The sequence below is a fragment of the Tepidicella baoligensis genome (assembly GCF_013432195.1).
Taxonomy (GTDB): Bacteria; Pseudomonadota; Gammaproteobacteria; order Burkholderiales; family Burkholderiaceae_C; genus Tepidicella; species Tepidicella baoligensis.
The window spans coordinates 179,490-192,306 of record NZ_JACCDB010000002.1 but is presented as its reverse complement, the minus strand read 5'-3'; the positions used below and the strand labels follow the sequence as shown (position 1 = coordinate 192,306).

Genomic DNA, 12,817 nt, shown 5'->3' with positions numbered 1-12,817 from the left:
TCAGGCCTGCACGCCGCAGACCGGGCAGGTGGTCGAGCGCGCCAGGCGGACGTCGTGGAAAACAAGATCGCGGCCGTCGAGCATGAGCAGCCGCCCCACGAGCCGCGAACCCATGCCGGACAGCACTTTCAAGGCCTCGGCCGCCTGCATGGTGCCGATGATCCCCACCAGCGGGGCGAACACGCCCATGGTGGCGCAGCGCGTCTCCTCCAGCCCTTCGGTGTCGGGGAAAACGCAGGCGTAGCAGGGAGAAGTGGCATCGCGCGGATCGTACACCGACAGTTGCCCATCGAAGCGGATGGCGGCACCCGAAACCAACGGTACCCGGTGGCGCACACACGCCCGGTTGATGGCATGCCGGGTGGCGAAGTTGTCGGTGCAGTCCAGCACCACGTCGGCCCTTGGCACATGGGTGTCGAGCAGGGCGTCATCGGCGCGCTGCAGCACCGTGTCGATGCACACCTCCGGGTTGATGGCCAGCATGGCGGTGCGGGCCGACACGGCCTTGGGCTGTCCGATGCGTTCGAGGTTGTGAGCGATCTGGCGTTGCAGGTTGGTGGCGTCCACCGCATCGTGATCGACCAGGGTGATGCGCCCGACCCCGGCACTGGCCAGGTACAGGGCCACCGGGGAGCCCAGCCCGCCGGCTCCGATGACCAAGGCATGAGAGGCCAGCAACCGCTCCTGACCCTCGACACCCAGCTCGTCAAGCAGGATGTGTCGGGAGTAACGCAGGAGCTGCTCGTCGTTCAATTTTCGGCCTTGGGTTCGGAACGTTCGGTGGCCGTGCGGCTGGCGATCACCGGCAAACCCTTGAGCTGGTTGAGTGCCTGCTGGAGCTGGAAGTCCTGGTCAGAGCCGAATTCAGGCAGCAAGCGCTGGCCGGGGTTGCGGCGCTGCTCTTCTTCCAGGCGTTGCCGGGCCTGTTTCCGCTCTTGCTCGCGCTGGCGTTCGGCCTCGCGCTCGGCTTCGCTCAGTTCGCGCTGCTGGCCATTCCCGAGGCGGTTGTCGAGGTCGGCTTCGCGGGTGCGCAGGGCCGCGAACAAGTTGCCTTCGGCGGTTTCGTCCAGCCAGATGTCGGGCACGATGCCGCGCGCCTGGATGGTCTGCCCGCTGGGGGTGTAGTAACGGGCGGTGGTGAGTTTCAGGCCCGTGTCGGGGCCCAGTGGGCGCACCGTCTGCACCGAACCCTTGCCAAAGGTCTGGTTGCCCATGATGGTGGCCCGCTTGTGATCCTGCAGGGCACCTGCCACGATTTCACTGGCCGAGGCCGATCCTTCATTGACCAGCACCACCAGCGGAATGGTCTTGAAGATGCCGTTGGTCGCCTCGGTCAGACGGCGGATCGGGTCGGGCTGACCGCGCCGCAGGTAGTAGCGCGGGGAGGCGAGGTAGGTGGCCTTGCTTTCAGGGAGCTGGCCGTTGGTGGTGACCACCACCACGTTCTCGGGCAAGAAGGCGGCCGACAGGGCCACGGCCGCATCCAGCAGGCCGCCGGGGTCGTTGCGCAAATCCAGCACCAGACCTTTGAGATCCGGCTGTTCCTGGTAGATGGCTTCCAATCGACGAGCAAAGTCCTCGACCGTGCGTTCCTGGAACTGAGACACGCGCAGCCAGGCGTAACCCGGTTCCACCACGCGCCCGCGCACGCTCTGGGTGCGGATTTCCTGGCGGGTGATCGTGACCGGGAAGGTGCGGTTTTCGTCGCGGCGGAAGATGGTCAGCGTCACCCGGGTGTTGGGCTCGCCCCGCATGCGGCGAACCGCCTCGTTGATGGTCAGGCCCTTGACCGGGGTTTCATCGATCTTGGTGATGAGGTCGTTCGCCTTGAGCCCGGCGCGGAAGGCCGGTGAGTCCTCGATCGGGGAGACGACCTTCACCAGCCCGTCTTCCATGGTGATCTCGATGCCGACGCCCACGAAGCGCCCGCTGGTGCCCTCGCGGAATTCGCGGAAGCTCTTGGCATCGAAGTATTGGGAGTGCGGATCCAGGGCCGACACCATGCCGGAGATGGCATCGGTGATGAGCTTGCGGTCGTCCACCGGTTCGACGTAATCGGTCTTGATCATGCCGAACACGGCGGCCAGCTGCTGAAGCTCCTCCAGCGGCAACGGCGACACGGCACCCCGTGCCACCGCCTGCAACTGTACCGTGGTGAGGGCGCCTGCCAAGGCGCCGATCGCCACCCAACCTGCAATTTTCAATTTCTGGCCCATCTCTCAACCTTCAACCGGGTGCACCGGTCATTGCGCTGCAATATACACCTTGGAGGGGTGTGGGCGGTGTCGGTTCCGCAATGCCCTGCGCAGGAGTTCAGGCTCTGCCCTGGCCGGCCACCGCAGCTGCAGCGGCTTCGGCGGCGGCCGCATCGCCCAGGTAGTAGCGGCGCAGGGGGCGCATCGCGTCGTCGAACTCGTACACCAGCGGGATGCCGTTGGGGATGTTGAGGTGAACGATGTCGGCATCGGAGATGCCGTCCAGGTGCTTGATGAGGGCGCGGATGGAGTTGCCGTGGGCCGAAATCAGCACGCGCTGGCCCGAACGGATGGCCGGTGCCAGGGTCTGCTCCCAGTAAGGCACCACCCGGGCCACGGTGTCCTTGAGGCACTCGGTCAGGGGGATTTGCTCCGCACGCAGATGGGCATAGCGGCGGTCGTTGCGCTGGCCGCGGGGATCGTCCGGTTCGAGGGCGGGCGGCGGGGTGTCGTAGCTGCGGCGCCAGACCAGCACCTGCTCGTCGCCAAACTGCTTGGCCATGTCTGCCTTGTTAAGGCCCTGCAGCGCACCGTAGTGACGTTCGTTGAGGCGGTAGTCCTTGGTCACCGGCAGCCAGGTGCGGTCCATTTCGTCGAGCACGTACCACAGCGTGTGGATGGCGCGCTTGAGCACGCTGGTGTAGCAGGCGTCGAAGTCCCACCCCTCGGCCTTGAGCAGGCGGCCGGCGGCAATGGCTTGCGAGATGCCCGTCGGTGTGAGGTCCACATCGGTCCAGCCGGTGAAGCGGTTTTCGAGGTTCCAGATGGATTCGCCGTGGCGGATGAGCACGAGCTTGAACATGGCAGAGGGCAAAGAAGGTACAAAGCCCTTGATTCTAAAATACCGGGTTGTTCTACAAGGGGTAACCGTGGATTTCATCGTTCAGAACTGGGTACTGATCCTGATCGCTGTCGCATCGGGCGCCATGCTGCTGTGGCCCTCCGTGACGAGTGGTGGAGGGGCCAACAGCCTGACGCCAACGCAGGCCGTGCAGTTGATCAACCGTGAAAAGGCGATCGTCATCGACGTATGCTCGCCCGAGGAGTTCGCGGCCGGGCATGTGACGAACGCGAAGAACGTGCCGATCGGCGAGCTGGAGAACCGCCTGACGCAAGTGGTCAAGAACAAGACGCTGCCGGTGCTGATGGTCTGCGCCTCCGGCATCCGCTCCAAGCGCGCCGTGGCCGTGGCCAAAAAGCTCGGCTACGAGAAGGCCTATTCCCTGGCTGGCGGCATGGGAGCTTGGCGCGCAGCCAACCTCCCGGTCCAAAAGGGCTGATCATTCACCACCGATTGGAAGGTGACCATGGCTCATGTGAAGATTTACAGCAGCGATTACTGTCCTTATTGCCAGCGCGCCAAGGCTCTTTTGGAGGCCCGGGGCGTGACGGATTACGAAGAAATCGTGGTCGATGGGCGGCCCGATGTGCGTGCCGCCATGGCCGCACAGGTGGGGCGTACCAGCGTGCCGCAGATCTTCATCGACGGCCGGCACGTGGGGGGGTGTGACGATTTGCATGCGCTCGATGCGCGCGGTGAACTCGTTGCCATGCTGACATAATCATTGCTTCACGAGTTTCTTGCCCGCTGCGAGAAGGCTCTCCCAGCGGGCTTTGTTTTTTCTGCGAGACCATCATGGCCGACCTTACCCCTGTGTTTCAGATTCAGCGCGTCTACCTCAAGGAGGCTTCGCTGGAGCAGCCCAATTCCCCTGCCATCCTGTTGGAGCAGGAGCAGCCCAACATGGACATCCAGCTGGGCGTGGCGGCCGAACCCGTGGCCGAAGGTGTGTTCGAGGTGAGCGTGACGTGCACCGTGCAGACCAAGATCAAGGACAAGACGGTGTTTCTGGTCGAGGCCAAACAGGCTGGTATTTTCGAGTTGCGCAACCTGCCGCAGGAACAGATGGGGCCGATCCTGGGCATTGCCTGCCCGCAAATCGTCTATCCCTACCTGCGCGGCAACGTGGCCGACCTGATCCAGCGTGGCGGCTTTCCTCCGGTGCATCTGGCCGAGATCAATTTCCAGGCCATGTATGAACAGCAGCAGATGCAGGATGCAGCGGCTGCGCCGGCCGTGACTCAATAAAGCCCGCCCCCCCGAGCCATGAACATCACCGTGCTGGGCGCCGGGGCCTGGGGGACGGCTCTGGCGATCGCTGCCGCGAGCGAAACGGGCGTGAGGCACCGGGTGCGCCTGTGGGCGCGTGATGCCGCTCAGGCCGATGCGATGGCCGCAGACCGGGAGAACCGACGTTACCTGCCCGGTGCCAGGTTTCCCGCTGGACTCGATCCCTTTTCGGCACCCGAAGCGGCGCTGTCCGCCATGCTCGCGGCGGAGGATCTGATCGTCATCGGGACGCCGATGGCGGCGCTGCGCGGCATGCTGCAGCGATTGAGGGGTCTGTCGATGCCGGTGGTGTGGCTGTGCAAGGGTTTCGAGCGACCGCTGGATGCCGCCTCCGATGGTCGGACCCCGCTGGGGCTGCTGGGGCATGAGGTTTGCGCACAAGTGGCACCGGACCTGCGCGCCGGTGTGCTCAGCGGCCCGAGTTTTGCCAAGGAGGTCGCGGCTGGTTGCCCCACCGCCCTGGTGGCCGCCAGCCGCGATCCCGAGGTCTGCCGCCTGTTGGTGGAGGCCTTCCACAGCCAGGCGCTGCGGGTCTATGCCAACGACGACGTGGTGGGGGTTGAAGTGGGCGGAGCGGTGAAAAATGTGATGGCCATCGCCACCGGGCTGTGCGATGGCTTGCAGCTGGGCCTCAATGCCCGTGCAGCACTGATCACACGCGGTCTGGCCGAGATGGTTCGGCTCGGGCAAGCGCTGGGCGCGAAGATCGATACCTTCATGGGACTCAGCGGCCTGGGTGATCTGGTCCTGACCGCCACGGGTGACTTGAGCCGCAACCGGCAAGTGGGGTTGCTGCTGGCGCAGGGGCAGACCTTGCAGCAGGCGGTGGACTCGCTCGGCCATGTGGCCGAGGGCGTGTACAGCGCCCGCACGGTGGCACAGCGGGCCCGATGGCTGGGCGTCGAAATGCCGATCACCGAGGCGGTGGTGGCTTTGCTGGACGGGCGACTGCGCCCCCAGGAAGCCGTGACCCGGTTGATGGGACGTGAACCCGTGGCCGAAATCCGCTGAGACCGCCGGGCCCTCAGAATTCCCAGTTGTCGATCAGGCGCGTGCGGCCCAGGCGGGCCGCACCCAGCGCCACCAGTTCACCTGGCAAGAAGCCGTTGGGGGCGGGGGGGTGCAGGTCGGCACGCCGGCGCACGGTGAGGTAGTCCACCTGCCAGCCGCGCCGGGTCAGGGTGTCCGTGGCCTGCTGTTCCAGTGCGGCCAGGTTATGCTCGCCACCCAGCACCGCGGCGACGAGGGTTTGCAAGGCGCGTGGCAACTGCACCGCTTCGGCTCGCTCCTCGGGGGTCAGGTAGCCGTTGCGTGAGCTCAGGGCCAGACCGTCGTCGGTCCGGACGATCTCGCCGCCATGAATGGTCACGGGCAGCGCGAACTGCCGGACCATCTGGCGGATCACCATGAGCTGCTGGTAGTCCTTTTTGCCGAACACGGCGTGGCCGCCTGCCTTGCACTGCCCGAAGACGATCTGGAACAGCTTCATCACCACCGTGCTGACGCCGGTGAAAAAGCCCGGGCGGAAATGGCCCTCCAGCATGTCGGCGAGCGCGGCCGGCGGGTGAACCTTGAAGCCCTGGGGTTCGGGATAGAGCTCTTGCTCCGAAGGGGCGAACACCACGTCGCAGCCTAGAGCCTCGAGTTGGGCGCAGTCGGCATCAAGGGTGCGCGGGTAAGTGTCGAAGTCTTCGTGCGGCAGGAATTGCAGCCGGTTGACGAAGATGCTGGCGACGGTCACGTCTCCCAGCTGTTGGGCCTGGCGCACGAGCGCGAGGTGCCCTTCGTGCAGATTGCCCATCGTGGGCACGAAGGCCGGAGCGTCGAAACGGGCCAGGTGACGGCGCAGTTCGGCAATGGTGTGGACGACTTGCATGGCCTCACCAGGCGTGGCTGGCGTTGTCGGGGAAGCTGCCGTCCTTGACGGCGCGCACATAGGACGCCATGGCATCGCGCACACTGGAGGCGCCTTCCATGAAGTTGCGAACGAACTTCGGGGTTTTGCCCAGGTTGACGCCGAGCATGTCATGCATGACGAGTACCTGCCCGGCGGTACCGTTGCCCGACCCGATGCCGATGGTGTGGCAGCGTAGCAATTGTTGGGTGACCTCGGCAGCCAGAGCCGCAGGCACCATTTCGAGTACCAGCATGGCGGCGCCGGCATCCTGCAGCTCCAGGGCGTCGCGCTTCAGGCGCAGGGCGTCGCTTTCGCTGCGACCCTGCACGCGGTAGCCCCCGAGGGCATGCACCGTTTGAGGCGTGAGGCCGAGGTGTGCGCAGACCGGAATACCACGCTCGACCAGAAAGCGGACGGTGTCGGTGGTCCAGCCGCCGCCTTCGAGCTTGATCATGTGGGCGCCGGCGTGCAGCAAGGCAGAGGCGCTGCGGATGGCCTGTTCCTTCGATTCGTGATAGCTGCCGAAAGGCAGGTCGCCGATCACCCAGGCGGTGCCCTGCACCCGGCGCAGGCCGCGGGTGACGCATTCGACGTGGTAGCACATGGCGTCCAGCGTGACGCCGACGGTGCTGCTCAAGCCCTGGCAGACCATGCCCAGGGAGTCGCCGATCAACAGGCATTCGACCCCCGCGCTGTCGGCCACGGCGGCGAAGGTGGCGTCGTAGGCGGTGAGCATGGTGATCTTTTCGCCGCGCTCGCGCATGTCCTGCAGGCGCGGCAGGCTCACGGGCTTGCGCGGCGGCAAGGGGGAAGCGGCCGGGAGGGTGCCGTAGGGGGTGCTGGCGGTGGTCTCACTCATGTGGGTTCGGGCTCGGGAAAGGGTGGATATTGCGCTGCAAAATCCTGGATTGGACCATGGAAGTCTAGTCGATCCGCTGGCTGTAGCCGCTGCAGCCGTTATGCTTGCCCTCTTTGAAGCCGAAAGGGCTTTCATACCCGAGGATGTCATGAGTCATCGAGACGACTTTTCAGCGGCGGCAATGGCTGCCATTGTGCAGGCCGATGTGGAGCGGGCGCTGGCCGAGGATGTGGGGCCCGGCGACCTGACGGCTGCGCTGGTCGAGCCGACCCGCGAGGCCCGTGCCCGCGTGCTGGTGCGGGAGCCTGCCGTGCTGTGCGGTCAGCCCTGGGTGGAGGCGACGGTACGTGCGCTGGACCCGCAGGCCCGCATCACCTGGCATGTGGCCGAAGGCGGGCGCTGTGTGGCGGATCAGGTGGTGCTGGAGGTCGAAGGTCGCGCCCAGGCTTTGCTCAGCGCCGAGCGCACGGCGCTGAATTTTCTGCAGACGCTCAGCGCCGTGGCGACCAAGACGGCGCATTATGTCGGCCTGGTGGCCGGGACGCGCGCGCGCATCGTCGACACCCGCAAGACCCTGCCGGGCTTGCGCATGGCGCAGAAGTACGCCGTGCGGGTGGGTGGAGGCACCAACCACCGCATCGGTCTGTACGACGCGGTGCTGATCAAGGAAAACCACATCGCGGCGGCCGGTGGCGTGACGGCGGTGCTGCAGCAAGTCCAGGCTGTGGCACCACAAGCGCGGTTCGTGCAAATCGAGGTCGAGACGCTGGCCCAGCTCGAAGAGGCCCTGGAGGCCGGTGCCCGCATGATCCTGCTGGACAATATGGATCTGCCGACCTTGCATGAGGCGGTCAGGCGCAATGCCGCACATCCGAAGGGGGGCGCGGTGCTGGAGATTTCCGGCGGTGTGAACGAGGGCACGGTGCGGGCCCTTGCAGAAACCGGGGTGGACCGCATTTCCATCGGAGCGCTCACCAAGGATGTGAAGGCGGTGGATTTTTCGATGCGTTTCGAGGCCTGCTGAGGCCGCAGGCGCATCGCTGGGAAGCAACATGGATCAGGTCATTGAAGTCGATATCGAGCAACCGGCGTGTACCACGCGGCACGCCTGGGCGCGGGTGCCCGTGGAGCCGTCGCCTGACGAGCGGCGGGCGCTGAAGGAGAAAATCCGTCGCTTGCTCAAGGAGCGCAACGCGGTGATGGTCTCGCACTACTACGTGCACCCAGACCTGCAGGACCTCGCCGAGGAGACGGGTGGCATCGTCAGCGACAGCCTGGAAATGGCCCGCTTCGGCCGCGACCACCCGGCCCAGACGCTGGTGGTCAGTGGTGTGCGCTTCATGGGCGAGACGGCCAAGATCCTGTCGCCCGAAAAAACCGTCCTCATGCCCGACCTGGACGCCAACTGCTCGCTGGATCTGGGCTGCCCCGAAGGCGACTTCGCCGATTTCTGCGATGCCCATCCCGACCGCACGGTGGTCGTCTATGCGAACACCAGCGCGGCGGTGAAGGCGCGGGCCGACTGGCTCGTCACCTCCAGCTGCGCCCTGGACATCGTCTCTGCCCTCAAGGCCAAGGGCCACAAGATCCTCTGGGCGCCCGACAAGCATCTGGGCGATTACATCCAGCGCCAGACGGGCGCCGACATGCTGATGTGGAAGGGCTCCTGCGTGGTGCACGACGAGTTCAAGGCGTTCGAGCTGCGGGAGCTGCTCAAGCAGCACCCGGGTGCGAAGGTGCTGGTGCACCCGGAAAGCCCGGCCGACGTGGTGGCCCTGGCCGATGCGGTCGGCTCCACCAGCGCCATTCTGAAGGCGGCCCAGGAGATGGATGCGCACACCTTCATCGTGGCCACCGACAGCGGCATGATGCACAAGCTGCGCACGCTCAACCCGGGCAAGGTGTTCATCGAAGCCCCGACGGCTGGCCACAGCGCGACCTGCAAAAGCTGTGCCCATTGCCCTTGGATGGCGATGAACAGCCTGGCCGGCGTGGCGATGGTGCTGGAGACCGGGCTCAACGAAATCCATGTGGATGCGCGGTTGATTCCCCGGGCGCGCCAGCCGATCGACCGGATGCTGGCTTTCACCGCGGCGTTGAAATCCGGTCACGATGCCGGGGCCTTGGTTCCCCATTTGGGCGCGGCCTGAGCGTTCAACGCACAATGCGTGGACGTGCGGGGTGCCGGTGCCTCTTGCCCTTTGAGGAGCATGCCATGCGTGAAATCCGGTCTTTTCCGGTGGGGAAGGTTGCCCTGGTCGGTTGGGCGCTGTGCGCGATCATGGCCAGTGCCGCGCCACTGGAATTCGAAGACATTGCACTGGAAGGCCAGTTGCGCTTTCTGGCGCAGCGGCCCGACCCCGACGCCTACCGCTACGAAGCGAGTGCGGTGATCGACCTGCAAAGCCTACAGACCGGCGTGGTCACGCTGCGGACCTGTCACCTGCAGCTCGATCCCAATCGCCGGGTGGTGGTGACGTTCAATCGGGAGCGTGTGCAGCACATCGAGATTTTGGAGACCGCCGGCGTGGGGCGAGCCTGGGTGGATGGACATCGGGTCGAACTCGCGGACGTGCAGCGCGGCGGACGTGTCTGTATCGGGTTGCGTTCGCAGGCGCTGGAGTCCACGGGGGACGGGCGCTGGCGGCTGCACGCAGGCCCGTTGATGCGTCGCTACCTGGATGGCTATCTGCCGATGGAGGCCAAGCTGAGCCTGCAGTGGCCTGCAGGCCTGCTGACGGTGGAGCAAACCCGGCCTGCTCCGCAGCCCGGCGTGCGCCTGTCCGAGACCGCCGACGGTGCGACGCTGGACATGACCTTTGCAGGGCGCATGTCGGCCACGTGGGAACTGAAATCCCCGGGCCGCTGAGGCGCTTGTGCTCGGGATCGGTCGTGGTCAGGGCTTTTGCGTGGGCACCTGGTCGCGCAGTTCCACCTGCTGGTTGCGTTCGTTGACGAACACCAGCCGGGGTTTGTGCTGGGGCAGCTGGTCTTCGTGGACCTGGGCAAACGCGGCGATGATGAGCAGGTCGCCCACCTGAGCGCGGCGCGCAGCCGAGCCGTTGACCGAGATCATGCCCGATCCCCGTTCGCCCTTGATGGCGTAGGTGACGAAGCGCTCGCCGTTGTGGATGTTCCAGATGTGGATTTGCTCGTTTTCGCAGATGTTGGCGGCGTCGAGCAGGTCTTCGTCGATGGCGCAGGAGCCTTCGTAGTGCAGTTCGGCGTGGGTGGTGGTCACGCGGTGGATCTTGGATTTGAGCAGGGTACGGTACATGGTGTGGTCCTGAATGGGGGACGCGTCGGGGCCGAATTGTGACAGATGGCTTCGGGTGGCCAGGGGGGTGTATCGCGCACTTGTGTGGGTAGCCAAGACGTGTGCGCCCAGGCGCTGGCGCTTCAGCGAGGTGGCCGGTGCTGCGCACCGGCTCCAGGCAGGTGGACGCAGCGGAGTCGGCGCCCTGGCGCCGACCGTCACAGTATGAGCCCTCACAGGGCCAGGTTTGCCGCAACCAGCGAGGAAGCGCTCAGGCCTTGTGGATGGGGATATAGATGTCCCCGCCCGACTGGCGGAAGGCTTCCGACTGCATCTGCATGCCCTTCTCGATGGCGCTGTCCTCGCTCACGCCCTGCTGGGCGGCGAAATCGCGCACGTCCTGGGTGATCTTCATGCTGCAGAAATGCGGGCCGCACATCGAACAGAAGTGCGCCACCTTGGCCGAGTCCTTGGGCAGCGTCTCGTCGTGGAATTCACGCGCCTTGTCCGGGTCCAGCCCGAGGTTGAACTGGTCCTCCCAGCGGAACTCGAAGCGCGCCTTGGAGAGCGCGTTGTCGCGGATCTGCGCGCCCGGGTGGCCCTTGGCCAGGTCGGCGGCGTGGGCGGCCAGCTTGTAGGTGATGATGCCTTCCTTGACGTCCTGCTTGTTGGGCAGGCCCAGGTGCTCCTTGGGGGTGACGTAGCACAGCATCGCGGTCCCGTACCAACCAATGGTGGCCGCACCGATACCACTGGTGATGTGGTCGTAGCCCGGCGCGATGTCGGTGGTCAGCGGCCCCAAAGTGTAGAAGGGTGCCTCATGGCACTGCTCCAGCTGCAGATCCATGTTTTCCTTGATCATGTGCATGGGCACGTGGCCGGGGCCTTCGATCATCACCTGCACATCGTGCTTCCAGGCGATCTGTGTGAGTTCGCCCAGCGTTTTCAGTTCGGCGAGTTGGGCTTCGTCGTTGGCGTCGTAGATGGAGCCGGGGCGCAGGCCGTCGCCCAGGCTGAAGGCCACGTCATAGGCCTTCATGATCTCGCAGATGTCCTCGAAGTGGGTGTAGAGGAAGCTTTCCTGGTGGTGCGCCAGGCACCACTTGGCCATGATGGAGCCGCCGCGCGAGACGATGCCGGTCATGCGGTTGGCGGTCAGCGGCACGTAACGCAGCAGCACGCCGGCGTGGATGGTGAAGTAGTCCACACCCTGTTCGGCCTGCTCGATCAGCGTGTCGCGGAAGATGTCCCAGGTCAGGTCTTCGGCCTTGCCGTTGACCTTTTCCAGCGCCTGGTAAATGGGTACGGTGCCGATCGGCACCGGCGAGTTGCGCACGATCCACTCGCGCGTTTCGTGGATATGCTTGCCGGTGGACAGGTCCATCACCGTGTCGGCACCCCAGCGGATGGCCCAGGTCATCTTGTCCACTTCCTCGTTGATGGACGAGCCCAGCGCCGAGTTGCCGATGTTGGCGTTGATCTTCACCAGGAAGTTTCGGCCGATGATCATCGGCTCGGTTTCGGGGTGGTTGATGTTGGCGGGGATGATGGCGCGGCCACGGGCCACTTCGTCGCGCACGAACTCGGGGGTGATCTCGGCGGGAATGCGGGCGCCGAAGCTCTGCCCGGGGTGCTGGCGGCCGATCATCGCGGCCATCTTCTGCCCGGTGGGGCCGGCGGCCTGGAGCGATTCCAGGTATTCGCGGCGGCGCAGGTTCTCGCGGATGGCGATGAACTCCATCTCCGGGGTGATGATGCCGCGTCGCGCGTAGTGCATCTGCGTCACGTTCCTGCCGGGCAGGGCGCGGCGCGGCTGGCGGCGCAGGCCGGGAAAGCGCAGTGTGTCGAGCTTGGGGTCGGCGGCGCGGGCGCGGCCGTATGCGCTGCTCAGGTCGGGCAGCACTTCGGTGTCTTGACGTTCTTCGATCCAGCGTTGACGCAGCGCGGGCAGGCCGGCGCGGATGTCGATGCGCGCGGCCGGGTCGGTGTAGGGGCCGGAGCAGTCGTACACGAAGATGGGCGGGTTGGGCTCGGCGCCGAAGGCAGCGGGCGTGTCGCTCTGGCGGATTTCGCGCATGGGCACGCGGATGTCGGGTCGCGAGCCTTCCACATAGACCTTGCGCGAATTGGGCAGGGGCTGGATGGCGGCCTGGTCCACCTGGGCGGTGGTGGCAAGGAACGGGTCGGCTGGGGCGTTCATGGGGCGGTCTCCTTCGGTGGGTTGGTTGCTCCGAAGGTCGCCCCGGTGGTGTGGCGCTGAGCCGGCCTCAAGGCCGGCAAGGGTGTCCATGCCACGCGGGTTTCGACAGCTCTTCTTTCGCCGGTATGAACCGGATCAAGTTCTCGGGTTCGGCGTCGCCATCTCAGCCCACACCTCGTGGACACCCCGGAGCAGGACGCAGTATAAGCTCCAAAGGCC

14 protein-coding genes and 1 riboswitch are annotated in these 12,817 nt (G+C 65.6%); of the genes, 7 read left to right on the top strand and 7 right to left on the bottom strand.

Annotated features, from left to right (window positions below):
- The 3 genes from HZS63_RS03785 to gpmA form a co-directional block, all read right to left on the bottom strand.
- Nucleotides 1-753, bottom strand: coding sequence for a HesA/MoeB/ThiF family protein (locus tag HZS63_RS03785; protein WP_180682710.1), 753 nt, complete (start codon nucleotides 751-753; stop codon nucleotides 1-3).
- Entirely contained in the window at nucleotides 750-2,216 is a 1,467-nt protein-coding gene (locus HZS63_RS03780; protein WP_180682709.1) for a S41 family peptidase, read from the bottom strand. The genes HZS63_RS03785 and HZS63_RS03780 overlap by 4 nt, the downstream gene beginning before the upstream one ends.
- Before the next feature lie 97 nt (nucleotides 2,217-2,313).
- Entirely contained in the window at nucleotides 2,314-3,057 is a 744-nt protein-coding gene (gpmA, locus tag HZS63_RS03775) for a 2,3-diphosphoglycerate-dependent phosphoglycerate mutase (RefSeq protein WP_180682708.1), read from the bottom strand.
- Nucleotides 3,058-3,124: 67 nt separating this feature from the next.
- Here gpmA and HZS63_RS03770 point away from each other — a divergent pair, with 67 nt between their 5' ends.
- The 4 genes from HZS63_RS03770 to HZS63_RS03755 all read left to right on the top strand — a co-directional run bounded on the left by HZS63_RS03770 (nucleotide 3,125) and on the right by HZS63_RS03755 (nucleotide 5,397).
- Nucleotides 3,125-3,535, top strand: coding sequence for a rhodanese-like domain-containing protein (locus HZS63_RS03770; RefSeq protein ID WP_180682707.1), 411 nt, complete (start codon nucleotides 3,125-3,127; stop codon nucleotides 3,533-3,535).
- 27 nt (nucleotides 3,536-3,562) lie between these two features.
- Complete coding sequence (gene grxC / locus HZS63_RS03765) at nucleotides 3,563-3,817, top strand: glutaredoxin 3 (RefSeq protein WP_180682706.1); 255 nt, start codon at nucleotides 3,563-3,565, stop codon at nucleotides 3,815-3,817.
- A 74-nt stretch (nucleotides 3,818-3,891) separates the two neighbouring features.
- Nucleotides 3,892-4,344, top strand: coding sequence for a protein-export chaperone SecB (secB, locus tag HZS63_RS03760; protein WP_180682705.1), 453 nt, complete (start codon nucleotides 3,892-3,894; stop codon nucleotides 4,342-4,344).
- Between the two features lie 18 nt (nucleotides 4,345-4,362).
- A complete protein-coding gene (locus HZS63_RS03755) occupies nucleotides 4,363-5,397 on the top strand; it encodes an NAD(P)H-dependent glycerol-3-phosphate dehydrogenase (protein WP_180682704.1) in 1,035 nt (344 codons plus the stop codon).
- 13 nt (nucleotides 5,398-5,410) lie between these two features.
- Here the strand turns inward: HZS63_RS03755 and panC are convergent, their stop codons facing one another.
- Nucleotides 5,411-6,262 (bottom strand): pantoate--beta-alanine ligase, encoded by an 852-nt coding sequence (panC, locus tag HZS63_RS03750; RefSeq protein ID WP_180682703.1) that lies wholly within the window; start codon nucleotides 6,260-6,262, stop codon nucleotides 5,411-5,413.
- Between the two features lie 4 nt (nucleotides 6,263-6,266).
- Nucleotides 6,267-7,142, bottom strand: coding sequence for a 3-methyl-2-oxobutanoate hydroxymethyltransferase (panB, locus tag HZS63_RS03745; protein WP_180682702.1), 876 nt, complete (start codon nucleotides 7,140-7,142; stop codon nucleotides 6,267-6,269).
- Nucleotides 7,143-7,290: 148 nt separating this feature from the next.
- Here panB and nadC point away from each other — a divergent pair, with 148 nt between their 5' ends.
- From nadC to HZS63_RS03730, 3 genes are all read left to right on the top strand, one after another.
- Nucleotides 7,291-8,166 (top strand): carboxylating nicotinate-nucleotide diphosphorylase, encoded by an 876-nt coding sequence (gene nadC / locus HZS63_RS03740; protein WP_180682701.1) that lies wholly within the window; start codon nucleotides 7,291-7,293, stop codon nucleotides 8,164-8,166.
- Nucleotides 8,167-8,194: 28 nt separating this feature from the next.
- The gene (gene nadA, locus HZS63_RS03735; protein ID WP_180682700.1) at nucleotides 8,195-9,292 is read left to right on the top strand and encodes a quinolinate synthase NadA; all 1,098 of its coding nucleotides are present in this window, start codon (nucleotides 8,195-8,197) and stop codon (nucleotides 9,290-9,292) included.
- Between the two features lie 65 nt (nucleotides 9,293-9,357).
- Complete coding sequence (locus tag HZS63_RS03730) at nucleotides 9,358-10,011, top strand: hypothetical protein (RefSeq protein WP_180682699.1); 654 nt, start codon at nucleotides 9,358-9,360, stop codon at nucleotides 10,009-10,011.
- Between the two features lie 27 nt (nucleotides 10,012-10,038).
- Here HZS63_RS03730 and panD read toward each other — a convergent pair whose 3' ends face one another.
- Both panD and thiC read right to left on the bottom strand, forming a co-directional pair.
- Nucleotides 10,039-10,419, bottom strand: coding sequence for an aspartate 1-decarboxylase (panD, locus tag HZS63_RS03725; RefSeq protein ID WP_180682698.1), 381 nt, complete (start codon nucleotides 10,417-10,419; stop codon nucleotides 10,039-10,041).
- A gap of 250 nt (nucleotides 10,420-10,669) precedes the next feature.
- Nucleotides 10,670-12,598, bottom strand: a complete 1,929-nt coding sequence (gene thiC, locus HZS63_RS03720; RefSeq protein ID WP_180682697.1) for a phosphomethylpyrimidine synthase ThiC — start codon at nucleotides 12,596-12,598, stop codon at nucleotides 10,670-10,672.
- Between the two features lie 95 nt (nucleotides 12,599-12,693).
- Nucleotides 12,694-12,797, bottom strand: a riboswitch (TPP riboswitch).
- Nucleotides 12,798-12,817: the final 20 nt, after the last annotated feature.

Excerpts from the sequence above, each read along its gene's own strand:
- HZS63_RS03780 (WP_180682709.1), bottom strand. The coding sequence starts at position 2,216 with ATGGGCCAGAAATTGAAAATTGCAGGTTGGGTGGCGATCGGCGCCTTG.
- gpmA (WP_180682708.1), bottom strand. The coding sequence starts at position 3,057 with ATGTTCAAGCTCGTGCTCATCCGCCACGGCGAATCCATCTGGAACCTC.
- grxC (WP_180682706.1), top strand. The coding sequence starts at position 3,563 with ATGGCTCATGTGAAGATTTACAGCAGCGATTACTGTCCTTATTGCCAG.
- secB (WP_180682705.1), top strand. The coding sequence starts at position 3,892 with ATGGCCGACCTTACCCCTGTGTTTCAGATTCAGCGCGTCTACCTCAAG.
- HZS63_RS03755 (WP_180682704.1), top strand. The coding sequence starts at position 4,363 with ATGAACATCACCGTGCTGGGCGCCGGGGCCTGGGGGACGGCTCTGGCG.
- panC (WP_180682703.1), bottom strand. The coding sequence starts at position 6,262 with ATGCAAGTCGTCCACACCATTGCCGAACTGCGCCGTCACCTGGCCCGT.
- panB (WP_180682702.1), bottom strand. The coding sequence starts at position 7,142 with ATGAGTGAGACCACCGCCAGCACCCCCTACGGCACCCTCCCGGCCGCT.
- nadC (WP_180682701.1), top strand. The coding sequence starts at position 7,291 with ATGAGTCATCGAGACGACTTTTCAGCGGCGGCAATGGCTGCCATTGTG.
- nadA (WP_180682700.1), top strand. The coding sequence starts at position 8,195 with ATGGATCAGGTCATTGAAGTCGATATCGAGCAACCGGCGTGTACCACG.
- HZS63_RS03730 (WP_180682699.1), top strand. The coding sequence starts at position 9,358 with ATGCGTGAAATCCGGTCTTTTCCGGTGGGGAAGGTTGCCCTGGTCGGT.
- panD (WP_180682698.1), bottom strand. The coding sequence starts at position 10,419 with ATGTACCGTACCCTGCTCAAATCCAAGATCCACCGCGTGACCACCACC.
- thiC (WP_180682697.1), bottom strand. The coding sequence starts at position 12,598 with ATGAACGCCCCAGCCGACCCGTTCCTTGCCACCACCGCCCAGGTGGAC.